This window comes from Streptomyces sp. CMB-StM0423, assembly GCF_002847285.1.
GTDB lineage: Bacteria > Actinomycetota > Actinomycetes > Streptomycetales > Streptomycetaceae > Streptomyces.
Genome location: NZ_CP025407.1, coordinates 5,882,153 through 5,906,445, shown reverse-complemented (window position 1 = coordinate 5,906,445; position 24,293 = coordinate 5,882,153). Strand labels below are relative to the sequence as shown.

At 71.6% G+C, this 24,293-nt stretch carries 19 protein-coding genes; 6 read left to right on the top strand and 13 right to left on the bottom strand.

Going from position 1 to position 24,293, the window contains the following annotated elements; genetic code table 11:
- Positions 1 to 5: 5 nt before the first annotated feature.
- Positions 6 to 2,183: a WD40 repeat domain-containing serine/threonine protein kinase gene (locus CXR04_RS25625; RefSeq protein ID WP_101424617.1), complete on the bottom strand. Its 2,178-nt coding sequence runs from the start codon at positions 2,181 to 2,183 to the stop codon at positions 6 to 8.
- Between the two features lie 291 nt (positions 2,184 to 2,474).
- Here CXR04_RS25625 and CXR04_RS25620 point away from each other — a divergent pair, with 291 nt between their 5' ends.
- Positions 2,475 to 3,206 carry an SDR family oxidoreductase gene (locus CXR04_RS25620; RefSeq protein WP_101424616.1) on the top strand — a complete coding sequence of 244 codons (732 nt, stop codon included), beginning with the start codon at positions 2,475 to 2,477 and terminating at the stop codon, positions 3,204 to 3,206.
- 100 nt (positions 3,207 to 3,306) lie between these two features.
- Here the strand turns inward: CXR04_RS25620 and ppdK are convergent, their stop codons facing one another.
- A complete protein-coding gene (gene ppdK / locus CXR04_RS25615; protein WP_101424615.1) occupies positions 3,307 to 6,165 on the bottom strand; it encodes a pyruvate, phosphate dikinase in 2,859 nt (952 codons plus the stop codon).
- Between the two features lie 571 nt (positions 6,166 to 6,736).
- Between ppdK and CXR04_RS25610 the strand changes: the two genes are divergently transcribed.
- Positions 6,737 to 8,686, top strand: a complete 1,950-nt coding sequence (locus tag CXR04_RS25610) for an amylo-alpha-1,6-glucosidase (protein ID WP_101424614.1) — start codon at positions 6,737 to 6,739, stop codon at positions 8,684 to 8,686.
- 13 nt (positions 8,687 to 8,699) lie between these two features.
- Here CXR04_RS25610 and CXR04_RS25605 read toward each other — a convergent pair whose 3' ends face one another.
- Both CXR04_RS25605 and CXR04_RS25600 read right to left on the bottom strand, forming a co-directional pair.
- Positions 8,700 to 9,995: a discoidin domain-containing protein gene (locus CXR04_RS25605; RefSeq protein WP_101424613.1), complete on the bottom strand. Its 1,296-nt coding sequence runs from the start codon at positions 9,993 to 9,995 to the stop codon at positions 8,700 to 8,702.
- 192 nt (positions 9,996 to 10,187) lie between these two features.
- The gene (locus CXR04_RS25600) at positions 10,188 to 13,847 is read right to left on the bottom strand and encodes a chondroitinase-B domain-containing protein (protein WP_234380489.1); all 3,660 of its coding nucleotides are present in this window, start codon (positions 13,845 to 13,847) and stop codon (positions 10,188 to 10,190) included.
- A 236-nt stretch (positions 13,848 to 14,083) separates the two neighbouring features.
- On the opposite strand from CXR04_RS25600, the gene CXR04_RS25595 reads away from it, so the two are divergent.
- The gene (locus tag CXR04_RS25595) at positions 14,084 to 14,647 is read left to right on the top strand and encodes a dihydrofolate reductase family protein (protein ID WP_101424612.1); all 564 of its coding nucleotides are present in this window, start codon (positions 14,084 to 14,086) and stop codon (positions 14,645 to 14,647) included.
- Here the strand turns inward: CXR04_RS25595 and CXR04_RS25590 are convergent.
- Positions 14,644 to 15,105, bottom strand: a complete 462-nt coding sequence (locus CXR04_RS25590) for an NUDIX hydrolase (protein WP_234380488.1) — start codon at positions 15,103 to 15,105, stop codon at positions 14,644 to 14,646. The two genes, CXR04_RS25595 and CXR04_RS25590, sit on opposite strands and share 4 nt — an antisense overlap.
- A gap of 122 nt (positions 15,106 to 15,227) precedes the next feature.
- Positions 15,228 to 15,815 (bottom strand): TetR/AcrR family transcriptional regulator, encoded by a 588-nt coding sequence (locus tag CXR04_RS25585; protein WP_101424610.1) that lies wholly within the window; start codon positions 15,813 to 15,815, stop codon positions 15,228 to 15,230.
- Between the two features lie 64 nt (positions 15,816 to 15,879).
- On the opposite strand from CXR04_RS25585, the gene CXR04_RS25580 reads away from it, so the two are divergent.
- The gene (locus CXR04_RS25580) at positions 15,880 to 16,407 is read left to right on the top strand and encodes a hypothetical protein (RefSeq protein WP_101424609.1); all 528 of its coding nucleotides are present in this window, start codon (positions 15,880 to 15,882) and stop codon (positions 16,405 to 16,407) included.
- A 115-nt stretch (positions 16,408 to 16,522) separates the two neighbouring features.
- Here CXR04_RS25580 and dusB read toward each other — a convergent pair whose 3' ends face one another.
- The 6 genes from dusB to CXR04_RS25550 form a co-directional block, all read right to left on the bottom strand.
- Positions 16,523 to 17,653 (bottom strand): tRNA dihydrouridine synthase DusB, encoded by a 1,131-nt coding sequence (gene dusB, locus CXR04_RS25575; protein WP_101424608.1) that lies wholly within the window; start codon positions 17,651 to 17,653, stop codon positions 16,523 to 16,525.
- Positions 17,654 to 17,772: 119 nt separating this feature from the next.
- Positions 17,773 to 18,372 (bottom strand): hypothetical protein, encoded by a 600-nt coding sequence (locus tag CXR04_RS25570; protein ID WP_101424607.1) that lies wholly within the window; start codon positions 18,370 to 18,372, stop codon positions 17,773 to 17,775.
- On the bottom strand, positions 18,369 to 19,010 hold the full coding sequence (locus tag CXR04_RS25565) for a hypothetical protein (RefSeq protein ID WP_234380487.1): 642 nt from the start codon (positions 19,008 to 19,010) through the stop codon (positions 18,369 to 18,371). Before CXR04_RS25565 ends, CXR04_RS25570 begins: the two co-directional genes overlap by 4 nt.
- Positions 19,011 to 19,176: 166 nt before the next feature.
- Entirely contained in the window at positions 19,177 to 19,668 is a 492-nt protein-coding gene (locus CXR04_RS25560) for a hypothetical protein (protein WP_101424605.1), read from the bottom strand.
- Positions 19,669 to 19,721: 53 nt separating this feature from the next.
- Entirely contained in the window at positions 19,722 to 21,074 is a 1,353-nt protein-coding gene (locus CXR04_RS25555; RefSeq protein ID WP_234380486.1) for a putative T7SS-secreted protein, read from the bottom strand.
- Positions 21,075 to 21,079: 5 nt separating this feature from the next.
- Entirely contained in the window at positions 21,080 to 21,349 is a 270-nt protein-coding gene (locus CXR04_RS25550; protein ID WP_234380485.1) for a hypothetical protein, read from the bottom strand.
- Between the two features lie 120 nt (positions 21,350 to 21,469).
- On the opposite strand from CXR04_RS25550, the gene CXR04_RS25545 reads away from it, so the two are divergent.
- Together CXR04_RS25545 and CXR04_RS25540 are read left to right on the top strand one after the other, a co-directional pair.
- Complete coding sequence (locus CXR04_RS25545) at positions 21,470 to 22,300, top strand: helix-turn-helix domain-containing protein (RefSeq protein ID WP_101424603.1); 831 nt, start codon at positions 21,470 to 21,472, stop codon at positions 22,298 to 22,300.
- Positions 22,297 to 22,479, top strand: a complete 183-nt coding sequence (locus tag CXR04_RS25540; RefSeq protein WP_101424602.1) for a DUF397 domain-containing protein — start codon at positions 22,297 to 22,299, stop codon at positions 22,477 to 22,479. Before CXR04_RS25545 ends, CXR04_RS25540 begins: the two co-directional genes overlap by 4 nt.
- 7 nt (positions 22,480 to 22,486) lie before the next feature.
- Here CXR04_RS25540 and CXR04_RS25535 read toward each other — a convergent pair whose 3' ends face one another.
- Entirely contained in the window at positions 22,487 to 24,217 is a 1,731-nt protein-coding gene (locus tag CXR04_RS25535) for a serine/threonine-protein kinase (protein ID WP_267898207.1), read from the bottom strand.
- Positions 24,218 to 24,293 lie beyond the last annotated feature (76 nt).

The following is a 24,293-nucleotide window of genomic DNA, read 5'->3' as shown; positions in this document are numbered from 1 at the left end:
CCCCGTCACAGGGGGTTCTGCCACAGCCATACGGCGCGGTCCTTGCGGTCGGCGCCCGCGATCAGCTTCCCGTCCCGGCTGAACGTCACCTCCTCGATCAGGCCCTTGCCCTTCCCGTCCTCATCGCCGCTCACCAGCCGCGCGCTCGGCTTGCCGCGGGCGACGTTCCACAGCAGCACGCCGCCGCCGCTTTCCGCGGTGGTGGCGAGCGTCTTCCCGTCGGGGCTGAACTCCAGGTCGGCGACCTCGGTGAGGTAGTCGTCGCGAAGGGTCGCCTTCTTCCGGCCGGTGCTCACGTCCCACAGCCACACCTCGCCGTCGGGGTAGCCGACCGCGAGCGTCCTGCCGTCCGGGCCGCCGAACGCCACGGCCGTCGCCTCCCACGGCTGCTTGAGGACCTTGGCAGGGTCCCCCTGGCCGTACGGCTCCGGGTCGCGGCCGGCGATGTCCCAGAGCCGGGTCGTGTCGCTGCGGCCGGAGGTGCTCTCGGAGTCGTCGCCCACGGAGGCCAGCGTCTTGCCGTCCGGGCTGAAGGCGATGGCCGTGACGTCGTGCTCGTGGTCGAAGTACGCGACGATGTCGTCACCGCGCTCGGCGGGGTCGAAGAGGAACACCGAGCCCGTCCTGCTGCCGATCGCGAGCAGTTTGCCGTCCGGGGAGAACGCCACGTTCTCGCCGCCCATGTGCAGGTAGTTGAGCCACCGCCGCCCCGCCACGTCGTACAGGCCGGTCCCGCCGGTGCCGGTGCCGGTGGCGAGCAGCTTGCCGTCGGGGCTGAACTCGACGCTGACCACCCCGGGCACGTAGTTGCTGACGGTGTTCTTCTGGGTGACGGCGTCGCTCTGCTTGCGGCTTGCGACGTCCCAGAACCGGATCTTGCCGTCGTCGCCGCCGGTGACCAGCGTCCTGCCGTCGGGGCTGAAGTCGATGCCGGCGGGGCCCGGGGCACGGGCGGGGAAGGCGAGGCCGCCGGTGGGCTCGTACGACCCATACGGCGAACTCGACTGCTGCTGCTTGTCGGAGCCGGACGAGGGCAGGAGGACGGCGACCAGGACGATGACGAGCACGACGGCGGCGACCCCGCCGAGCAGCAGTGCCGGCGGCCCGAAGGTGCCGGTCGCGGTCTCGGGGCGGGGGCCGGGGCCGGGCGCGGAGGGAGAGGACGGCGCGGCCGGGGCGGCGGTCCGGGTCAGGGCGTACGGGCCGGGGGCGGCCTGGTCGTGGGCGTCGGGCACCGTACGGGGCGGCGGCACGTCGACGACGGTCGCCGGATGCCCGGCCCCGCCTCCGCTCCCGCCCCCGTCGCCCGCGGCGCGGCGGCACATCCCGATGACCTCGGCGGGCGTCGGCCGCCGCTCCGGGTCCTTCGCCAGACAGGCCGCGGCGACGGCCCGTACCGGCTCCGGACTGCCGCCGAGGTCGGGCTCCTGCTCCAGGATCCGGTACACCACGCCGTGGTCCGTACCGCCGCCGAAGGCGTGCCCGCCGGTCGCGGCGAAGTGGGCGACGCCGCCGAGGGCGAAGATGTCGCCGGCCTCGGCGACGGTATGGCCCCGGATGTACTCCGGCGCCATGTAGGCGGGCGTGCCGGTGCGTACGCCGGTGGCGGTCACGGCGGTGAGGTCCGCGGCCCGGGCGATGCCGAAGTCGATGACCTTGGGCCCGTCGGCGGTCAGCAGGATGTTGGAGGGCTTGAGGTCGCGGTGGATGACGTCGGCGGCGTGGATGGACTGCAGCGCCTCGGCCACCCTGGCTATGAGCGCCAGCGCCGCGTCGGCGGGCAGCGGCCCGCTCTCCGCGACGGCGTGCTGGAGGGAGGGCCCGGGCACGTACGCGGTGGCGAGCCAGGGCTCGTCGGCCCGGAGGTCGGCGTCGACCACGGGCACGGTGTAGAGGCCCTGCACCCGCCGGGCGGCGGCGACTTCCTGCGCGAAGCGTTTGCGGAACGCCGCGTCGCCCGCGTACTCGCGGTGCACGAGCTTGACCGCCACCGCGCTGCCCGCCGGCGTACGCCCCAGATAGACGCGGCCCATGCCGCCCGCGCCGAGCACCGCCTCCAGTTGGTAGGGACCGGCGACGGCGGGGTCGGATGCCCCCAGCGGCAGGCGCGGCGGCGCGACCGTGGACCACCCCGCGTCCCCCGTACGGCCGTGCGGCACCGCCGATTCGTCCGGTCGGGACATGATCCCCCTCACCCCCGGCGGTCTGCCGACCGCCTCGCCTGACCCGAACCGCCACCCGCGGCCCGGTAGAGCGAGCGACAGCGTAACGAACCCCCGGCCTGCGGCGGTCCGCGCGGTGAACGGCCGGTCTCCCCTCCCGTACGGAGTGCCTCGTTTTCGGCGGGCGCGCGGCATCCGGCGCGTTTACGGTGGCCGAGGGGTGTGCGTACCGCAGGCGGCACGGGCGGCAGCGCGACCGCCGGGAGCGGCGCGCGGCGGCCCGACTGCCGCGTGCTCGACGGAAGGTGACCCATGAAGATCGCAGTCATCGGCGGAACCGGCCTGATCGGGTCGCAGGTCGTGAAGAAGCTGACCGCGGCCGGCCACGAGGCCGTGCCGCTCTCGCCCTCCACGGGAGTGGACGTGATCACCGGCGAGGGCCTGGCCGGGGCGGTGGCCGGTGCCGGCGTCGTCGTCAACCTGACGAACTCCCCGACGTTCGACGACGCCTCCCCGGCGTTCTTCCGGACCTCGATGGACAACATCCTGGCCGCGTGCCGGGACGCCGGGGTGGGGCACGCCGTCATCCTGTCGATCGTCGGCGTCGACCTGGTGCCCGGCCTGGACTACTACCGGGCCAAGTCCTTGCAGGAGGACATCCTCAGGGCAGGACCGATCCCGTACTCCATCGTCCGCGCCACGCAGTTCATGGAGTTCATGGAGCCGACCCTGGCCATGACCACCGAGGGCGACACCGTCCGCCTCCCCTCCACCCCGGTCCAGCCGATCGCCGCCCAGGACGTCTCCGACGCGGTCGCCGAAGTCGCCGCGGGCACGCCGCTGAACGGCATCCGCGACATCGCGGGACCGGATGTCTTCCCCCTGGACGAACTCGGCCGGATCACCCTGACCGCCCGCCCGGACGGCCGCGCGGTCGTCACCGACGACACCGCCGGCATGTTCGCCGCAGCCCCCGGCGACGCCCTCCTCGCCCCACCCGATGCCCGCATCGCCCCCACCCGCTACCGCGAGTGGCTCGCCTGAACCGGGGTCGAGGGGCGGCGCCCCCGCACGGGCGCCGCCCCTCTGGGAACCGGTCTGCCGTCGGGTGAGGGTCAGGGCAACACCGACGGTGGCCGGGGGTTCAGGTGGCCGGTTGCGGCTTCCTGCCGGTCCTGGTGCCGGCCGGCGTCCTGCCGTTCGGGGAAGTCCCGTTCTGCGGGGTCCCGTTCGACTTCCCGTTCGCCGCCGCGTGGGCCGCCGCCCGCGCCGCTTCCAGCCGGGCCACCGGGATGCGGAAGGGGCTGCACGAGACGTAGTCGAGACCCACGTCGTGGAAGAAGTGCACCGACTCCGGGTCGCCGCCGTGCTCGCCGCAGACGCCCAGCTTCAGGTCAGGACGCGTCGCCCGCCCCGCCTTCGCCGCGTCGCGGACCAGCGCGCCCACGCCGTCCTTGTCGATCGTCTCGAACGGGGAGACGCCGAAGATGCCCTTCTCCAGGTACGCGGTGAAGAAGCTCGCCTCCACGTCGTCCCGCGAGAAGCCCCACACGGTCTGCGTCAGGTCGTTGGTGCCGAACGAGAAGAAGTCCGCCGACTCCGCGATCTGGCCCGCCGTCAGCGCGGCGCGGGGCAGCTCGATCATCGTCCCCAGCGACAGCTTCAGCTCCACGCCCCGGGCGGCCTCCACCTCGGCGATGACGGCCTCGGCCTCGTCGCGTACCAGCTCCAGCTCCTGCACCGTGCCCACCAGCGGGATCATGATCTCCGCCCGCGGGTCGCCCTTGGCCTCCAGGCGCTGCGCCGCCGCCTCCGCGATGGCCCGCACCTGCATCGTGAACAGCCCCGGGATCACCAGCCCGAGGCGCACCCCGCGCAGGCCGAGCATCGGGTTCTGCTCGTGCAGCCGGTGGACGGCCTGGAGCAGCCGCAGGTCGTTCTCGTTGTGGTCCTTGCGGGACTCGGCGAGCGCGACCCGTACCGACAGCTCGGTGATGTCCGGCAGGAACTCGTGCAGCGGCGGGTCGAGCAGCCGCACCGTCACCGGCAGCCCGTCCATCACCTCGAAGAGCTGCACGAAGTCCCGCTGCTGGAGCGGCAGCAGCTCCTTCAGCGCCGCTTCCCGCTCCTCCTCGGTGTCGGCGAGGATCAGCCGCTCGACCAGCTCGCGCCGCTCGCCGAGGAACATGTGCTCGGTGCGGCACAGCCCGATGCCCTGCGCGCCGAAGCGGCGGGCGCGGGCGGCGTCGTCGAAGTTGTCGGCGTTGGCCCGGACGCGCAGCCGGCGGATGCGGTCCGCGTACGACATGAGGCGGTGCACGGCGACGACGAGTTCGTCGGCGTCCTCGGCGCCCGCGTGCATGCGGCCCTCGAAGTACTCCACGACCGGTGACGGCACGACCGGCACCCGGCCGCGGTAGACCTTGCCGCTGGAGCCGTCGATGGACACGACGTCGCCCTCGTCGATGACCTCGCCGCCGGGCGCGGTCAGTTGCCGCCGCTTGGTGTCGACCTCCAGCTCCTCCGCGCCGCACACGCACGTCTTGCCCATGCCGCGGGCGACGACGGCGGCGTGCGAGGTCTTGCCGCCGCGGGAGGTGAGGATGCCCTCGGCGGCGATCATGCCGTCGAGGTCGTCGGGGTTGGTCTCGCGGCGGATGAGGATGACCTTCTCACCGGAGCGCGACCACTTCACGGCCGTGTACGAGTCGAAGACCGCCTTGCCGACGGCGGCGCCCGGGGAGGCGGCGATGCCGCGGGCGAGCAGGTCGCCCTTGTGGCCGTTGTCGAACCTCGGGAACATGAGCTGCGCCAACTGCGCGCCGTTGACGCGCTGCAGCGCCTCGGCCTCGGTGATCAGCCCCTGGTCCACGAGCTGCACGGCGATACGGAACGCCGCCGCCGCGGTGCGCTTGCCGATCCGCGTCTGCAGCATCCACAGCCTGCCGCGCTCGATGGTGAACTCGATGTCGCACAGGTCGCGGTAGTGCGTCTCCAGCGTCTCCATGATCCGCATCAGCTCGTCGTAGGACTTCTCGTCGAGGTCCTGGAGCTTGGCGAGCGGCACGGTGTTGCGGATGCCGGCCACCACGTCCTCGCCCTGCGCGTTCTGCAGGTAGTCGCCGTAGACGCCCTGCTGGCCGCTGGCGGGGTCGCGGGTGAAGGCGACGCCGGTGCCGGAGTCGCGGCCGAGGTTGCCGAAGACCATGGAGCAGATGTTGACGGCGGTGCCGAGGTCGCCCGCGATGCGCTCCTGGCGGCGGTAGAGCTTGGCGCGCTCGCCGTTCCAGCTCTCGAAGACGGCCCGTACGGCGAGGTCCATCTGCTCGCGCGGGTCCTGCGGGAAGGGCCGGCCGGTCTCCTCGGCGACGATCTCCTTGAATGTGCCGACGAGGGCTTCGAGGTCGGCGGCGTCCAGTTCGACGTCGGTGGCGACGCCCTTGGCGCGCTTGGCGTCCTCGATGGCGGTCTCGAACAGCTCTCCGTCGATGCCCTGCACGGTGTTGCCGAACATCTGGATGAGGCGGCGGTACGAGTCCCAGGCGAACCGCTCGTCGCCGGCCTGGGCGGCGAGCCCCGGCAGGCAGGCGTCGGAGAGGCCGATGTTGAGGACGGTGTCCATCATGCCGGGCATGGAGAACTTGGCGCCCGAGCGTACGGAGACCAGCAGCGGGTCGTCGGCCTGGCCGAGCTTCTTGCCCATGCGCCGTTCGAGGGCGTCGAGGTGGGCGCTGACCTCGTCGCGGAGGGCGGGGGGCTCGGCACCGCTGGCGAGGTAGACCTTGCAGGCGTCGGTGGTGATGGTGAAGCCCGGCGGGACGGGCAGGCCGAGGTTCGTCATCTCGGCGAGGTTGGCGCCCTTGCCGCCGAGGAGGTCCTTGAGGTCCTTGTTGCCCTCGTGGAAGTCGTAGACGAACTTGACCGCGGCGGCCTTGGCGGAGGCGGCCCCTTTCCCCGGGGACTTCTTCGCTGCCTTCTTCTTATCCGGCTTCGTTTCCGGCACGGGATCGACTCCTCGTGTGGGACCCCTGGCGGGGAGCTGCCCTGACGGCGAGGAACATACCCAGATCGAAGGCTCCCGGGGATGAGGCGTAGACGATCACGAGGGGGTTCGGCCCTCACACCTGGGATCCTGTTGGCGACCGGGAGCCGCGCCCCTTCTTCACTTCTCTTAACGACGATCCCGCACGGGCGGGCATCGGCAAGCCGGGACGGGTCATCCGCGTTACGGAACGCGTTGGTGGCTTCGAGGGGTGAAGGGATGAGGATGGCACTCAGTGCCGCGCATACGAGAGATGACGTCCACATCTGAGCGCTCGTTTGAGCGCAAGACGTATCAAGCGTGGGGAGAATCACGCGAATGAGCGCGCGGAATCTCACGATGCGGACAGCGGGGTGTGCGAAACGCGGGCCGGCCCGGCCGGAGCCGGAGGCGGGCGGGCCATGCTCCCGCAACGTGCGTACGTGCGCCCCCGGTTCTGCTTGTCGACCCGACAGCCGCGCGCTAGTTTTGCGTGCCAACCAGACTTAATAGCGCGATGACGCGATGACACCTCGCTGAGGGAGGCGCTCGCATGAGCGGCCCGGAACACCGTCTTCTCTTCCACGGCGGGGCGTTCGCCGCGGTGACCCGCGCCGGGGACATCACCGGCGCCCGCGGCACGCAGCCGGACGGCTTCTTCCTCGGGGACACCCGGCATCTGAGCCGCTGGCAGTTGACGGTGGACGGCGCGGTCCCGACCCTGCTGGTCGCGGAGCGGGACGCGGCGGTCCTCGTACCGCCCACGGCCCGCGACGAGCCGCCGCCGCACACGGTCTTCCGCGAGCAGCGCGTCGAGGGCGGCGCGCTGGTCGACGTCCTGCGCGTCACCTGCAACCGCGCGGAGCCGGAGAAGCTGTGGCTCGCGCTGACGGTGGACGCGGACTTCGCGGACCAGTTCGAGTTACGAGCCGACCACCGCGTCTACGGCAAGCCGCACGCGGTACGGGCCCGGGAGGTGCTGCCGGCGGGCGTGGAGTTCCGCTACCGCCGCGGCGGCTGGCAGGCGAGGACCGCGGTCACGGGGGAGCCGCCGCCGGATGCGGTGGAGGAGACGGGGAGCGGCGCACGACGCCTGGTGTGGCACCTGAAACTGGAGCCCCACGAGACCACAGAACTGACACTCCGTGCCGCGGCCGACCCGGGAGCGGGCCCGGGACCGACGGCGGGCCCCGGTGCCCGGGCCACGGGAACGGAGGCCGCGGAGGCGGCAGTCGACGCGGCCCCGCCCCTCGCGCAAGCCGCCCCCTGGCCCGGCCTCGCCCGCGCCGCCGAGCAGGGGCTCGCCGATCTCGACGGGCTTCTCATTCCCGCCGCGGGGCCCGGCGGCGAGGAGGTGCGGGTGCCGGCGGCCGGGGTGCCGTGGTACCTGGCGCTCGTCGGCCGGCACGCGCTCGTGACGTCGCTGTTCGCGCTCCGCCACCGCCCCGCGCTCGCCCGCGCCACGCTCCTCGCGCTCGCCGCGACCCAGGCCGGGGAGGCGGACGGCGAGCCGGGGAAGATCGTGCACGAGGTGCGCCACGGCGAGTTGGCCCACTTCGGGCAGGTGCCGTACGGGCACTACTACGGGGCCGTCGACACCACCCCGCTGTTCCTCGTCCTCCTCGGCGCGCTCACCGAGCACACCGGCGACGACAAGCCGGCCCGCCGCCTGGAGCCGCAGGCCCGCGCCGCGGTGGAGTGGATGTTCCGCCACGGCGGCCTCGACGACTCCGGCTACCTCCGCCACCGTACCGACGACGCCGGCGCGGGCACCGCCCCGGCGAACCAGAGCTGGCGCGACTCCCCCGGCGCCCTCTGCGCCGCCGACGGCACCCGTATCACCGGCGCCCCCGCGCCCGCCGCCCCCCAGGGCTACGCCTACGCCGCCCTCGTCCACACCGCCCGCCTCGCCACCACCGCCTGGGCCGACCCGCGGCTCGCCGGCCGCCTCACCGCAGCCGCCGAGGACCTCCGTGCCCGCTTCCTCACCGACTTCTGGCTCTCCGCCCAGGACTTCCCCGCCCTGGCCCTCGACGGCGCGGGCCGCCCCGCCGACGCGCTGGCCTCCGACGCCGGGCACCTGCTGTGGTCCGGGCTGCTGGAGCCCGACCGGGCGGGGCGGGTGGGACGGCGGCTGCTGGAGCCGGACTTCTTCTCCGGCTGGGGGGTACGGACCGTGGCCGCCGGGCAGGGGGCGTACCACCCGATGGCGTACCACCGCGGCAGCGTCTGGCCGCACGACAACGCGATCCTGGCCCTGGGCCTGGCCCGCTACGGCCTTCACGAGGAGGCACGCACCGTGGCGAGGGCCCTCACCGACCTGGCGACCCACACCGCGGGCCGCCTCCCGGAGGCCACCGCCGGCTACCCCCGCACCACCCAGCCCACCCCGGTCCCCTTCCCGCACGCCTGCTCCCCCCAGTCCTGGTCGGCGGCCACCCCCCTGGCCCTGCTCACCGCCCTCACGGCGGCGGAGGGCCGGGCGGAGGGTCTGCCGTCGTGAGGGCGGTGATCCGTCAGGCGGGCCCTTCGCCCGGTGTGATCGTCATGCCGACGGACCCGTAGTCCGGGCCGACGCGGTTGTCGCTGTAGAACTGCACGCCGGTCGAGGCCGAGGTGACTTCCATGACCCGGGTCGAGGAGCCCACGAAATCGTTGCGGGTGATCGACACGTTGTCCGGCCCGTCCAGCTTGATGGCCTGGTTCCAACTGTCGCCCATCTCGTTGTCCGCGACGATCCAGTTCTTCATGCCGTCGGTGTTGCCGCCCGAGTTCCCGCCGCGGCCGTAGTCCTCGGCCATCAGCCACTGGTGGATGCTCGGCACGCTGTTCTCGCGGTCCGGGTTCGCCGGGCCGACGGCCTTGTTGCCGCGGATCTGCACGTCGTCACTCGCGATGGGGTGCGAGCTGGACACCCACGTCTGGATGAAGTCGGTGTGGCTGTCGCCCGGGTCGCCGGTCACGAAGTCGATGGCGGTGTTGTAGAGGATCTTGTGCCGGTTGCCGAAGAACGTGATGGCGTTCAGGTCGCCGGGGCCCTCGACGCCCTTGATGTCGTTGTTCTGGATGGTCACGTCGGTGTTGTCGTCCGAGTAGATGCCGTACTGCTGCTCGGCGTCGACCCGGCAGTTCTGTATCACCACGTGGTCGGCTTCGATCAGGACGCCGCCGCGGATGGTGTTGCCCTGGCAGTCGTAGACCTCGGGTGCGGCGGCGGTGCCGCCGGAGTCGATCCCGAACCGGGAATCCTGGTCCGGCACCAGAACCGCACCCGGCGGAGTCGCCACCCCGCCGACGCCGAGAGACTGCCCGGGGGGCTGCGGATCGCCACCGGGCTCCCCGGACACGGCCGCCTCCGTGATGCTCGTCCACCTGGACGAGTCGGAGGAGTCGTTGCCGTGCCCGACGATCCGTACGTAGCGGGCGGGTCCGCCGGCGAAGTCGTACGTCTCCAGGCTGCGCGTGGTGCCGCTGCTGGTTTCCCGGGACAGCACGGTCGACCACGCCGAGCCGTCCTGGGAGAGCTGGACGTCGAACGTCGTCCGCCGGCCGTCCCCGACGTACCAGGCCAGCGATACCGAGTCGACGGTGGTGACCGAGCCGAGGTCGAAGCGGATCCAGACCCCGTCACCGGCGCCGGACCACCGGGTGGACAGGTCGCCGTCGATCGCGTTGGCCGGCACGTTGCCGTCGTGGGAGCTGGCCGTCGCCGCGGTGATGGGCACCGTCGCCGCCGATGCCGTCGGGCCGAGCAGGGCCACCGAGCCGAGCGCCGTGCACGCGCACAGCGCGGCGGTCAGCAGACGTCTCACCGATACGCTTCTGCGCTTTGCCGTACCCGTCCGGCGGAGTGGGTGGGCGACCGGGGGACGTAGGGGGGCGTTCAGATCGTTCACGTGCGTCTCCTTGGAGTACGGAGGGGAGGGCGCCCGTGCCGGAGCGGAGTGTCCGGCACGACGGCACGACCGGTGGCGGCTGAGCCGCCACCGGTCGTGTGGCACGTCCTACGCGGAGCCGGGGCCGACGTCGGCCGCGGTGAGGGGTGCTCGCGTGACGGCGGACGACGCCCGCTCGTCGGCTCCGACGTCGACGGCGCCGGTGCGGGCCTGACCGTCCATGTCGTCGGTCACGAACGCGTGGTCGTCGGTACCGGCGTCGATGGCCGGGCTTCCCGCGCCGATCCGGTGGACCGGCCCGTCGGGGGCCAGCAGCGGATCGACCGCCCTGACGGCGCCGGAGGGCACGGTGACGCCGATGGTCGCCGATCCGGTCGGCCACGCGATGTTGCCGGCGTAGGTCATGTCCACCGGTGCCTTGAGTTCGTTGAACAGCTTGCCGCTGCCTCCTGTGACCACGTTGTCGGCGACGACCGAGTCGACCGGCGCGAGCCTGTAGTTGGCGCCGACCTCGATGTTCGACACGTTGTTCACGAAAGTGTTGTTCACGACGGTCGCCCGGTAGACGCGCCAGTGCGCGTTCAGTGCGCCCGAGGTGTCGGCGTCGCCGCCGTCGATCTGCAGCGCGGCGTCGAAGCCGGTGCCGGTCAGACCCTCGAAATAGTTGTTGTAGACCTGGTGGTCCTGGCCGTAGATCCGGATTCCACCGGTTCCCGCCTTTCCCTCGCCGAGGAAGAAGTTGCCGTAGAAGGCGCCGCGGTTCCCGTGCCTTTGTGACAGCACGCCCTGCGAGGTGCGGAACGTGTTGTGGCGGACGATGTTGTCGTTGCTCTTCACGGAGACGATCTCCGGATCACCGTCGCAGTTCTCGAAGAGGTTCGACTCGACGACGGTGAATCCGCTCGACCGGGATATCTCGCTCCAGCCGACGCGGATGGCTTCCATCTCGTTCTCCGCACGCGGGCCCATGTTGCGGAAGTGGTTGTTGTCGATGAGATCGTGCTGCGACTGCTGGGTTGCGGATCCGTCGATGGTGATGAAGTTTCCCAGTTGGTGCTTCTCCTCGAAGAGGTTGTGATCGATCCGGTTGTGGTGGCTGTTCGCACCCTGGATGATCACCCACTTCAGCGAGGATTCCTCGGTGAGCCGGAAGTGGTTGCGGGTCAGGCGCACGTTGTTCGATCCTGTGATCTTCAGCGTGTCACTGTTCGTCCACTTCAGACCCTCGAAGGTGACGTACGAGGAGTTGGCCACCTCCAACTGCCCGTCCGTGACCACCGCCCGGCCGCGGTTCTCCGCGACGACGGTGATGGGCTGGTCTGCGGTCCCGTTCTTCCCGCTCATCTTGCCGATCGTGTATTCACCGTCCGCGAGCACGACGCGGTCTCCGGCGCGCGCGTCCGCGAACGCGTCCTGTAACTGGTCCGAGTCGGCGACCTCGACGGTACGGCCGGGGCCGGGATCGCCGGGATCTCCGCCGTCGCCGCCGTCGGCCCCGTGGACGGTCGTCTCGGTGATGCTCGTCCAGTCGTTGGAGGTGTTGCCGTGGCCGACGATGCGCAGATACCGCGCGGTGGTGTCGGCGAAGTCGTAGTTCTGCGGCTGGAGTGTGGTGCCGCTGCTGGTTTCCCGGGTCAGGACCTTTCTCCACGAAGACCCGTCGTCGGACACCTCGACGTCGAAGGTGTTCTTTCTGGTGTTGCCCTGGTGCCAGGCGATCGACGCCGAGCCGACGGTCTTCGCCGAGCCGAGGTCGTAGCGGATCCACACCCCGTCGCCCTGGGCGGACCAGCGGGTACTCAGGTCGTTGTCGAGGGTGTTGGCGGGCACGTTGCCGTCATCGGCGTTCGCCGAGACTCCCGTGACGGTCACCGGAGCACCCGGGGAGCCCGGAGAGCCCCCATCCGGCGCGACCGGATACGTCCTGACCCAGTCGACCTCGTACACCGCCGGGCGCAGACCGCTGTCGCCGGTGAAGTTGTCGAGCTGGATGACGAGGTTGCCCAGCGGCATCTTCTGGATGTCCCCGCGGTCGGAGTTCGCGCCGTCCGCCAGCCGGAACCATTCGGCACCGTCGACGTAGCCGACCAGCGCGTCCGGCGTCCACTCGAACGCGAAGTTGTGCCACTCCGTCATGTCCACGGGGCAGAGCTCGCGGTATTCCTTCTCGTCCGACGGGCTCTCCGGGTAGTGCAGGAACGCCGAGAGGCACTGCGCGTCGGGGTTCGAGTACTCGACCCAGTCGTACTCCCCGTTCTTGAGCCGGTCACCGGCGGTGGGCCAGATCAGGTGCAGGGGATGGTAGAGCCCGCCGGAGGAGCCGGTGTTCCGCGAGCGGGAGCGGATCTCCCAGCGGGCGTACTGGGTGTCACGGTTCTGCCTGATCCATCCCGTGTCGCCGTTCGCCTCACCGCGCATGGTCATGATTCCGTCCGCGACGGTGCTGTTCTTCCCGCACCGGCGGCCGTTCCCGGCGTGCCCTTCCCAGCACTGCTCCGTGCCTCCGACGTTGCCCGACGGTACGTCCCACTTCTCCGGGTCGACCGGTCCGGTGTAGTCGAACTCGTCCGAGATCGGCAGCGGTTCGCCCCAGCCGTACCGCTCGGCCGCCTCTGTCGGGTCCTCGGTTTCCTGACCGTCGTCGTGGGTGACGCTCAGGTCGTAGATCTCCACCTGGCCGTAGTTGTCGTCGCTGCACGGCGACGAGCGTTCGCAGTTGGCCTGGGTGTACGCGCCCGCCTTGAAGTAGCCGCCTTCGAAGTCGGCCGCGATCGTGGTCTGCAGCACGCCGTTGTAGTACGCCTTGATCTCGCCGTCGCCGACCACGAACTTCGCCTGGAACCTGTCGCCCAGCGCGTAGTCGTCCGTCACCAGCTTGTAGTTGCTGTCATCGGGAGAGGTGACGTAGAGCTTGGTGCCTTCCAGGCGGAAGACCGAGACGTCGTCGTCGGCGTCGTGGATCTGCCCGGCGACGACATGCGGCTTGTCCGCGGGAAGATCCGTGATGGCCTGGTCGATCACCATCGTGTGCGTGCCGGAGGTCGACGACCAGCTCGCCTTGTTCTGCCCCGTCATCTCGCGCAGCTCCGAGCGGGGATAGCTGGAGCCGCTGGTGGTGACCCCGTTGACGGCGGCGCGGAACTGAACGGCGTCGCAGTCCGGGGTCGCGGTGAACCACGGGTCGTTCGCGTACGTGGCGAGTTCCGGCTGTTCGACGTTGGTCGGCGACTCCTCCTCGCCGACCGGCAGCCCGATGTACCAGTTCGTCAGGTCCAGCACGTCGGCCGGGTAGTCACAGGTATCGCCGCCGCCGCCGTCGGCCCCGTAGACCGCTGTCTCGGTGATGCTGGTCCAGTCGTTGGAGGTGTTGCCGTGGCCGACGATGCGCAGATACCGGGCGGAGGTGTCGGCGAAGTCGTAGTCCTGCGGCTGGAGCGTGGTCCCGCTGCTGGTTTCCCGGGTCAGGACCGGTCTCCACGACGATCCGTCGTCGGACACCTCGACGTCGAAGGTGTTCTTCCTGGTGTTGCCCTGGTGCCAGGCGATCGACGCCGAGCCGATCGTCTGCGCCGAGCCGAGGTCGTAGCGGATCCACACCCCCTCGCCCTCGGCGGACCAGCGGGTGCTCAGATCGTTGTCGAGGGTGTTGGCCGCCACGTTCCCGTCGTCGGCACTGGCCAGGACCCCCGCGACCGTTAACCGGGGACCCGCCTCGGCCGACGCGACGGGGTGGTACGCGGCCGAGACTCCGAGGGCTAACAGCCCCACCAGAAGCGCACGATGTATCCGTCTCACAGGGCCTCACTGTCGTTGAAGGGATGACCCGGTCGGGCTCCGGAATCCGGGCCACGCTGTCAGACCCCGGTCGGGACCGGTCCCCGGACACCGCACCCGTATCCCGTCAAGAGGCTCCGAGCCGTGCCGCGGCCGTCTGGGCGCGTCGCGATGAGTTCTGGGGGGCTCGCCGGTCTTACTGTCGAACCCCTTACCGAGGAGGATGTGCGATGCGCAGCGTGACGTACTCGATGGCCGTTTCGCTCGACGGCTTTGTCACCGGGCCCGACGGCGGCATCGACTGGGGGGCGCCCAGCCAGGAGGTCTTCCGCTTCTCCATCGAGGAGATCAAGGACGTCGGTGTTCATCTGATGGGCCGGCGGCTCTACGAGACGATGCTGTACTGGGAGACCGCCGCGCAGGACCCCTCCCTCGGCGAGGACGAGCGGGAGTGGACCACGTTGTGGAACCCGCTGCCCAAGGTGGTGTTCTCCCACACGCTGACGGCGGTCGAGGGCAACGCGCGGCTGGCGTCCGGGGGGCTGGCCGAGGAGATCGCGCGGCTGCGGGAGGAGCCGGGTGACGGGGACATCGCGATCGGCGGGGCGACGCTCGCCGCCCAGGCGGCGGAGCTGGGGCTGATCGACGAGTACCGGATCAGGGTGAACCCGGTGCTGCTCGGCGGCGGCACCCCGTTCTTCGCCCGTATCGAGCGCCAGGTGGACCTCGAACTGGTGGAGACCCGCACCTTCGGCAGCGGCGTCGTCTACCTCCACCACCGCGTGGTGCGCTAACCCCAGGGGCCGCCGGGGGCGAGGTCGGCGAGGACCGCCTGCAGGTGCGGGGGTTCGAGCGGGTCCGGGAGGGCGGGGACGTCGGGCCAGGCGATCCAGGCGTGGCCGGCGAGGGTGACCTGCTCGTCGGGGAGCAGGCCGGTGCGGTGCAGCGGGGGGCGGTCGTCGGGGTAGCGGGCGAGGAAGAAGTGCTCGGTGCCCACGAAGTGGGTGCCCTTCCAGTGGAAGTCGCGCGCGACGGGCACCCCCCGGTCCGCCACGGCGGCGGGGTCGAGCCCGGTCTCCTCGGCGAGTTCGCGCCGCGCGGCGGCGAGCGGCGTCTCGTCCGGCTCGATGCCGCCACCGGGCGGCTCCCAGATCAGGGCACCGTCGAAGGGGTCGCGCCAGCGCAGCAGCAGTATGCGCTGGGCGGCGTCGAGGCAGATGACCCGCGCGGCGGGCCGATGGGTCGTATCCACCACTCCGAGGCTAGGCCCTGTCCGGCGCACAGCGCCGTCCGCCCACAGGGCGGGCTCCCCACAGCGCGCTGCGCGCACGTGGGCGGTACCCCCAGCCGCAGACGGGAGACTGCGGTCAGGCCCTAGCAGTTCAGGAGCGCGGCAGCGCCCTGCCCGGCAAGGTCCTCGGCATGCGCGGGCAGGGCCGACCCGGAGCGCAGGTGGCGGCGTACGAGCGCGAGGGGGAGGTCGATCAGGGCGAGGGTGATCCGGTCGGCGGCTTCGGGGCCACGGAGCCCGAGGGCGGCGGCCAGATCGGCGAGTGCCGCGTGCACGCGCCGGTTACCGGCGTCGGCGCGCGTGACCTGCGGGGCGGACCAGCGGGCGCGGTCGAAGGCGTCCGCGCCGTGGAGCAGCACGGTGGCCCGCGCGGGCTCGGCGCGGCTCCAGGCGACCACGTGCCGGGCCGCGGCCCGCGCCGCCTGCGCGGCATCGCGGTCGGCGTCCGCGAGCACGGCGAGGTAGCCCTCCTGGAAGACCTCCACCGTCCGCAGCCAGGTCTCGGCGAGCAGGTCGGTGCGGCCGGCGAAGCGGTGGTAGATCGAGCCGCTGGGTGCGCCCACCTCGGAGGCGACGGCGGACATGGTCACCGCCGCGGGACCGGCCGCCGCGGCCTTGCGTACGGCGGCGTCGAGGAACTGGTCGGTGGTGAAGCGAGGTTGCCTGGCCACGAAGTAGAGAGTACTCTCCAGAAAATATTAGAGACTTTCCTCTAAAACGAGAGGGGCGGCCCACATGGGCGTGTACAACGTGCACCAGCGCCTGCTGAGGGCGGAGCGGAGTGAGGTGGGGGCGCTGCTCGACACCCTCGCCGGCGACGGCGACGCGCTCTGGCCGCGTGCCGGCTGGCCCCCCATGCGCTTCGACGGCCCCCTGGCGGTCGGCGCGACCGGCGGCCACGGCCCCATCCGCTACACCGTCACGGCCTACGTCCCCGGCACCTGGGTCCGCTTCACCTTCCGCGCGCCGCGCGGCTTCGACGGCTTCCACGAGTACGCGGTCCTGGCCTACGACGAACACCGCACCCTGCTGCGGCACACCCTGGCCATGAAGGTACGCGGCCCGGCCCGCCTCACCTGGCCGGTGCTGTGGCGCCCGCTGCACGACGCGTGCCTGGAGGACAGCATGAACCTGGCCGAGGCCGCCGTGCAGGCACCGGCGCCTCCCGTACGCCGCACCGCCTGCGTCCGCCTCCTCCGCACCCTGCCCCGCACCGCCGATACCCTCCGGCGCCGCCCGGCCCCCCGGTCGCCAAAGCCCTGACCGAAGCCCTCCAGAGGGCGGGCCGGGAGCGCCGGGGCATAGCGAAGGAGACGGGGGTCCGGGGGCCCCGCTCCCGGTTTCGGGACGGGGCGGTGTCGGGGAACGACCCCCCGCCTCAGCCGCCCGACGTGTCCAGTTCCGCCGCCGCGTCGACCTGCGCGCACTCGTACGGGTCCGCCAGCCAGCCCTCCGGCAGCACCACCTTGTTCCGCCCCGCCGTGCGCCCCCGCGGGCCCTCCGCGCTGTCCGGCCACGGCTGGTCCAGGTCCAGGGTGCCCAGCAGGTCGTCCAGCTCCGCCAGCGTGCCCGCCATCGCCATCCGGTGGCGCAGTTCCTTGCCGACCGAGAAGCCCTTCGTGTACCACGGCACGTGCTTGCGGAAGTCGATCACGCCCCGCCGCTCGTCGCCGAGCCACTGCCCCAGCAACTCCGCGTGCCGCAGCATCACCCCCGCGACCTCCTTCAGCGTCGGCCGCGCGTACGCGGCGGACGACCCGTCGAACGCCGCCACCAGGTCGCCGAAGAGCCACGGCCGCCCCAGGCAGCCGCGCCCGACCACCACCCCGTCGCACCCCGTCTCGCGCACCATCCGCAGCGCGTCGGCCGCCGACCAGATGTCCCCGTTGCCCAGCACCGGGATCTCCGGCACGTGCTCCTTCAGCCGGGCGATCGCGTCCCAGTCCGCGGTGCCGCCGTAGTGCTGCGCGGCAGTGCGGCCGTGCAGCGCGATCGCCGTCACGCCCTCTTCGACGGCGATCCGGCCCGCGTCCAGGTACGTCAGGTGGTCGTCGTCGATGCCCTTGCGCATCTTCATCGTCACCGGCAGGTCCCCCGCGCCGGCCACCGCCTCGCGGAGGATCGCCCGCAGCAGGTTCCGCTTGTACGGGAGCGCAGAGCCGCCGCCCTTGCGGGTCACCTTCGGTACGGGGCAGCCGAAGTTGAGGTCGATGTGGTCGGCGAGGTCCTCGTCGGCGATCATGCGGGCCGCGCGCCCGGTGTACACCGGGTCCACTCCGTAGAGCTGGATCGACCGCGGCTTCTCCGTGCCGTCGAAGTGGACGAGCCGCATCGTCTTCGCGTCCCGCTCCACCAGCGCCCGCGTCGTGATCATCTCGCTGACGAACAGGCCCCGGCCGCCGGAGAACTCCCGGCACAGCGTGCGGAACGGCGCGTTCGTGATCCCCGCCATGGGCGCGAGCACCACGGGCGGGGAGACGGTGTGCGGGCCGATCTGCAGCTCGGACATGGGCGGACTACCTCGATGCGTACGGGGACGGCGACGGACCCTCTATTGTCCCTCACCGCGGGCGGGGCCGCGTACGACTGGCCCCCGGCCCTTGACCAGCGGCCCGTCAGGGGTCCCCGTCAGCGGTCCTCGTCCCGCCGGACCCGTACCGCCAGCGCCAGCTCGTCCATGTCCTGCGCCGCCGCCGCGAGCCGTCCCACGTCGGAGCTGAGGGCGCGGACCAGGACGTCCACGCCGTGCGGCTCGGAGCGGAACGCGTAGTTCAGGGAGCAGCCGAGCGTGCCGTCGGCCTTGTCGGTGAAGTAGCGCATGGCCCGCAGCCCGTTGCCCAGGTGCGGGTGGCGGAACAGCTCCACGATCGGCGCCTCCACCGCCTCGGCGTCCATCGACCGCACCAGCTCCCGCAGCCGGTCGTTGCGGTCCCCCGACGTCGCCAGCCCCCACACCGCCAGCGGCACCGGCGCCTGCCGCGGGTCCGGCAGGTACAGGTACAGGTCCTGGCCGGGAAAGATCGTGCCCGCGCGCGTCGCGAACTCCAGCAGCGCGTCCCGCAGCCGCGCCACCTCCTCCTCGTCGCCCGGCTCGACGTCCGCGAGCGTCCACCACGCCTCGGCGAACGCCTCCGCCCACTCCGCGGGCCCGGGCCACGGCATGCCCTCCCACTGCTGCGGCACCCACAGCCACTTGGCGTCGTCGTAGTCGACCTCGATCCAGCTCACCGGCTGCTCCTCGTCCAGCGGAAGGTGGTCATCAGGGCGTCGAACAGCTCGACCAGCACGTCCGCGAACTGCCCCTTCGGGTCGCCGTCCGCGAGCGTACTGAACCCCACCGTCACCCACCGGGTGTCGTCCTCGGGGACCGCCAGCACGTAGTCGACGCGCCGCGAAGCGTACTCGCCGCCCTCGTCGCCGGAGCCGCGCGCGACCCGCTCGTTGCGGTAGCCGACGGACCCGTCGACGGCCGTGGGCTGCGACTTCTCCGCGTCGGCGAGCAGCCGGGCGAGGATCAGCGAGGGTTCCGCGCCCGTGGCCAGGGTGATCTCGGAGACGACGAACGAGGCGGCGACCGTCACGCCGTGCATCTGCTGCACGGGGAGGTAGAGGTCGAGACCGCCGCTCTTGCGGGCGTCGGCGGCGGCCTTGCGCAGCCGCCGCACCAGTTCCAGGCGCACCTGGGGTATCTGGTCGCGCGGCATGTCGTCAGGGAGGTCGGCGACGGCCTCGTCGACGATCCGCATGATCGCCTCGTCCGTGCCGTCGCGCAGGGGGATGCGGGACCAGTTTGGCGGCAGCACGAGGGTGTATCCGACGGCGACCCCCTCGTCCCGGTCCGCTACGGACTTGTCTGTACGGTCCATGCGCGCGGCGCGCTCGGGCCGGTCCGTACGGTCGGGCCGTTCCGGCTGTTGCGTACGCTCGGCGCCCTCCGCCCGTTGCCTACCCGCCGGCCCTTCGGCCCGTTGCTTAGGCTCCGGCCGGACCGTACGCCCCGGCCGTTTGACGTAGTCGATCCGTCCCGCCTGCTCAGCCACCGCCTGCTCCCCCGCTCTCCCTCTTACGCCGCTTCTTCTCCGCATGGTGCGCCCGCACCCGCGCGTCCCGCTCCCGCCGCTCCCGCCGGCGCCGCCGCTCCGCCCGGTCCGTACGCACCGCGGACACCACCCCCGTCACCAGCGCCACCCCCGGCACCGCGACCAGCGCCACCGGCCCCGTGAAGTACGCGGCGATCATCAGCACCACCGACCCGAAGACGGCGGTGACCTCCAGCTCGCCGTCGCCCACGTTCCGTAGCGCCGCCGTGACCACCGACCACACCAGCACCGCAACGGCCGCGCACAGCAGCCCCCGCTCGACCCGGGCCATCGCGTCGGCGGTCCCGTCGAAGAGGGCCGCCAGCGCGACGAGCACCGCCCCCGCCCCCAGTGGCACCAGCACCGCGGCGCGCGCGGCCACCAGCAGCGGCCCGTCGGCGCGCCCCCGCGCGGAAGGGGTGGTGCGGCGGGGCAGGAAGACCATGGCTCCTCTTCACGTCGGGTGCCCGGCCTCCGGGCGTTACGGCACCGGCTGCCTCACCACGTCGAGCCGATCGGCGCCTTCCAGGTGTCGCCCTTCCAGTCGTTGTACGAGTCGTTGAACGGCTTGAAGGGCAGCATGTCGCTGCTGCCGAACGCCTTGTCGCCGAGGTCGACGATCGTACCTCCCCAGGCAGCGCCCAGAGAGGCCGAGTAAGCGGCCCCCGCCTTCGCCGCCGTACCGCCGCTGACCAGGCCGGGGAAGCGGTCCGAGATCCGCCCGATGTTGCGCATCATGGACAGGCCCTCGCTGTCGCCCATGTTGAGGATCTTGCCCAGGCGCCCCACAGAGGGCAGGTTCTGCGGCACGCTCGTCGCCTGCCGCCGCGCCTGCGCCTTCAGCGCGTCGATCTGCGCGCGGGCGGCGCGCTTCGCCGCGGGACTCGCCGTACGGCTGCTGAGCACCCGGCCCAGCGCCTGCCGTTGCGAGGACGACCTGGCGAGATTCTGCGCGACCTGCTGCGAACGGGCCCCGGTCGCCGCCGTCTTCGCCAGCGCGTTGGTGCCCTTCAGAGCGGCCATACCGGCGCGGCCCAGCCCCATGGTCAGCAGCCCGATGGAGTCGACCAGCACGTCCATCCAGCTCGCGTTGCCCGTGGCCGCGAGCAGGGCTCTGCCCCCGACCACCAGCAACCCCGCGATCAGCAGGAACGCCACCACGTTCAGACCCGGGATGAACAGCGAGATGATCGCCACCGCCGTAGCGATCCAACTGATCACGTCGATGACGATTTTGATGATGTCCGCGTACTTGTCGACGAAGTCCTTGACGTTGTCCCACCAACTGTCCTTGACATCGTCATCGATGGACTTCTTGATCCGCCCGGCGGCGGTGTCGGCGTCACTGTCCCGCGCGGACGTCGCCCGCCCGAGCATCCGGCGCGCCTCGTCCAACTCCCCCTCGGCCGCCCCGTACGCCTTCTCCCGCCGCTTCTCCGCTTCCTTCTCGTCATCGGTGGGCTTCGGCGCGTCCGGCGCGGATGCCTGGTCCGGCGGCTTGTTCTGCGCCATCGACCCGGCGGCACTCTGCGCCTTCGTCAGCGCCCGCTCGGCCGCTTTCTGCGCCTCGTTCAGATCACCCGCCCACGAGGACAGATGCCCGGCAACCTCCTTGTACCGCCCGGAGGTCTTCTCCATCTTTCCGGCCAGATCGGTGGCGGCACTGCGCAGCTTGTCGGCGTACTTGCCCTTCAGGGCGCCGTCCTTGCCGATGTCACGCAGCTTGCCGACCTGAGACTCGATCGTCTCGCCGATCTTCTTCAGCCGGGCAGCCTCATCCCTGATGTCCTCGACGTTCCCCGGTACGGGATCGGAGTCGGCGAGCGGCTGCCAGTCGGTGGGGCGGGCCATGACCGTCACTCACCCTTGCATTCCTGCTCAAGCTTCTTGTCCGTCTTCAAGAACGACTGATGGACGCTGCTCGCCATCTCGCCGACGGATTTCACGGACTGCAGCACCTCTTTGCGGTGCCGGTCCCAGTTGGTGGTGAAATCCTCCATCGCATCCGCAACGGTGCCGGATCCCCATATTCCACGCAGTTGCTCCTGATGATCCTCGCAGCTCTCGAACTCCCGCTTCACGATGCCGAGATCACGCTCGATCACCTGAAGGCGTTCGTAGTCCACGCACAGATCGCCCATGTTCGTCCCCCTGAGGTCTTACGTCGCTGGCGGCAGGGTACCGGCGGTCGTACAACCGCGCATGTATCGACTTCGTACGGCACATGAGCCACTACCTTCAGTCACATGACTCACACGCGACGACTCGATCCCTACGACTCTCCACGCGCTTTCTACGCATCGGAGTTGCGACGACTGCGGGATTCGGCGGGACTTTCGCAAGAACGGCTCGGTGAGCAGGTGTTCTGCTCGGCGGCGTACATCGCGCACTTCGAGAACATCGTGCGCCTGCCGCAGGAGGAGATCTCGAAGATGCTCGACGACATCTTCGGGACAGGAGAACACCTGCAACGGCTGTGCCGGTTAGCGCGGCGGTCCAAGCACCCGGACTACTTCGCGGACGCGGCGGAGTTGGAGAAGGAAGCGGCGAGGCTGTACGAGCACGCACCGATGCTCGTGCCTGGCCTTCTGCAGACGGCGGGCTACGCGCGTGCGCTCAGCCGGGCTACTGCACCCTTCGCCGCCGAAGAAGTAGTCGAAGGCCACGTCCAGGCTCGCCTGGAGCGCCAGCGGTTACTGCGAGCGCCGGAAGGCCCCGAACTCTGGGCGATCATCCACGAGGCGGTGCTCCGCGTGCCGATGGGCGGACCCGAGGTCATGGCCGCACAACTCCGCCACATCGTGGACCTCGCCCGGGCGGACCGGATCCTGGTGCAGGTGCTGCCGTTCGCCGGGGCTGCGGACGGCCTCCTCAACGGTGCAGCGAAGATCATGACGTTCGCCGAGGGGCCGCCCGTGGTGTACCTGGAAGGTGCTCACAGCGGGTACCTGCTAGATGACCCGGCCCTGGTCGCCCGCTACCGGGCGTCCTACGATCTCGTCAGGGCCGCTGCTCTGTCACCGACCGCGTCCCTGGAGATGCTGGCTTCGGTGGCGGAGGACTACGGGAGACGATGATCACCTGGAGCAAGTCGTCGTACAGCAACGGCGAAGGCGGCGACTGCGTCGAGATCGGGGAGGGTATCCCCGATCTCGTCCCCGTCCGTGACAGCAAGGACCCCGACGGTCCCCAACTCGTCTTCAGCACGGCAGGTTGGACCGCATTCCTCGCCGCCGTGAAGAACGACGAGTTCTAGCCCGCACTCAACCCCGCAGCGCACCCCACGTGTCGGGGCCCACCTGGCCGTCGACCGACAGGCCCTCGTCGCCCTGGAACTTCTTCACCGCCGCCTCCGTCTTCGGGCCGAACACCCCGTCGACGCCATCCGAGCCGAGGTCGTAGCCGCGGGCGTGGAGGATGCACTGGAGCTGCACCACGCGTTCGCCGGAGTCGCCGTTCTGCGTGAGGGCGGTGCCCGAGTAGTACGTGCAGGAGTCCCACGGGTCCGCGGGCGGGGCCGAGGTCGTCGGTCCGCTCGTCGGCTTCGCCGAGGTCGCGTCGGGGCGCGAGGGCTTGGGGGTGGGGTCGGTGGTCTCGCCGGGGGTTTCGGTTGAGTGCGAAGTGCCTGCGACGGAGGGGCTCGGGGACGGGGAGGCGGACTCCTTGCCGTCCTCCTTCTCCTCGGACGGCTTCATGTCGCCCCGCTGCTTGCCGTCCTCGGCCGGGGCGCTCGAACTCCGGTCCGGCCCCGCGGCATTCGCGTCGTCGCCGTCGTCGGAGCCCACCCATCCCGGCACCGTGAACGCAGCCGCCGCCACAGCCGCCACCGCGACTGCCGCGCCGGCCAGCACCAAGGGGCGGCGGCGCCGCGACGGTCGGTGCCCGGGGGAGGTCTCCGCCGAGCCGGGAGGGATCTGCCCGTACGGGGTGAACTGGCCCTGCGGCTGCCCACCCTGGCCGTACGGGGCGGCCCCCGCGAAGCCCGCCGCCGCGTTCAGGGCCTCCGGCGGCATCGACGGGGTATGCGACTCCGGCGCGGGCCCGAACCCGCCCGCCCCCGCACTCGCAGCGGCACCGGCGCCCGTACCGCCGCCGCTCGCGGTGATCGGGCCGCCCAGGCGCATCGTCTCCGCCGGGTCCGGCAGCGGCTCCCCCGCCGCCACCGCCGCCAGCAGCCGCCCCGCGCGCAGCGCGTCCGCGCGGCGGTCCGGGTCCTTTTCCATCAGCTCCCGCAGCGCACCGGTCAGCGCGCCCGCGCGCTGCGGCTCCGGCAGCGGGTCCACGACGATCGCGCTGATCGTCGACCACGTGGAGGAGCGGCGGAACGGGGACATGCCCTCCACCGCCGCGTACAGCGTCGCGCCCAGGGACCAGACGTCCGACGGCGGTCCCGGCAGGTCGCCGCGGGCCCGCTCCGGCGACAGGTAGTCGATGGAGCCGACCATCTCGCCGGGGGCCGTCAGCCGCGTCGAGCCGTCGTCGCCCGGGTCGTCCATCGCGGCGATGCCGAAGTCGGTGAGGACGACGCGGCCGCTGCGGGCCAGCAGGATGTTCGCCGGCTTGACGTCGCGGTGCAGGACGCCGGCCCGGTGGGCGGCGGCCAGCGCGTCGACGACCTTCGCGCCGATACCGGCGGCCTCCGCGGGGTCGAGCACCCCCCGTTCACGGATGACGTCGTCCAGCGACGGTCCTTCGACCAGTTCCATGACGATCAGCGGCCGGCCCTCGTGCTCCGTGACGTCGTGCACGGCGATCACGCCCGGGTGGTCGACACGGGCCGCGGCCCGCGCCTCCCGCTGCATCCTTAACCGCAGCTCGCCCGCGTCATGCGCTGCTCCCTCGCCGAACGCCCGCAGTTCCTTCACCGCGACCTCGCGGCCCAGGACCTCGTCCACGGCACGCCACACCGTGCCCATGCCGCCCCGGCCGAGCTGCCCCACCACGCGATACCGCCCGGCGAGCCGCCGGCCGTCACCCGCTTCGCTCTCCCCCACAGCCGCCCTCTGCCGTTCGGTGCGCGCACCGTGTCCGATGCGCGCACTGTGTCCAAGCTTCGGAAGGCAGCCTAAC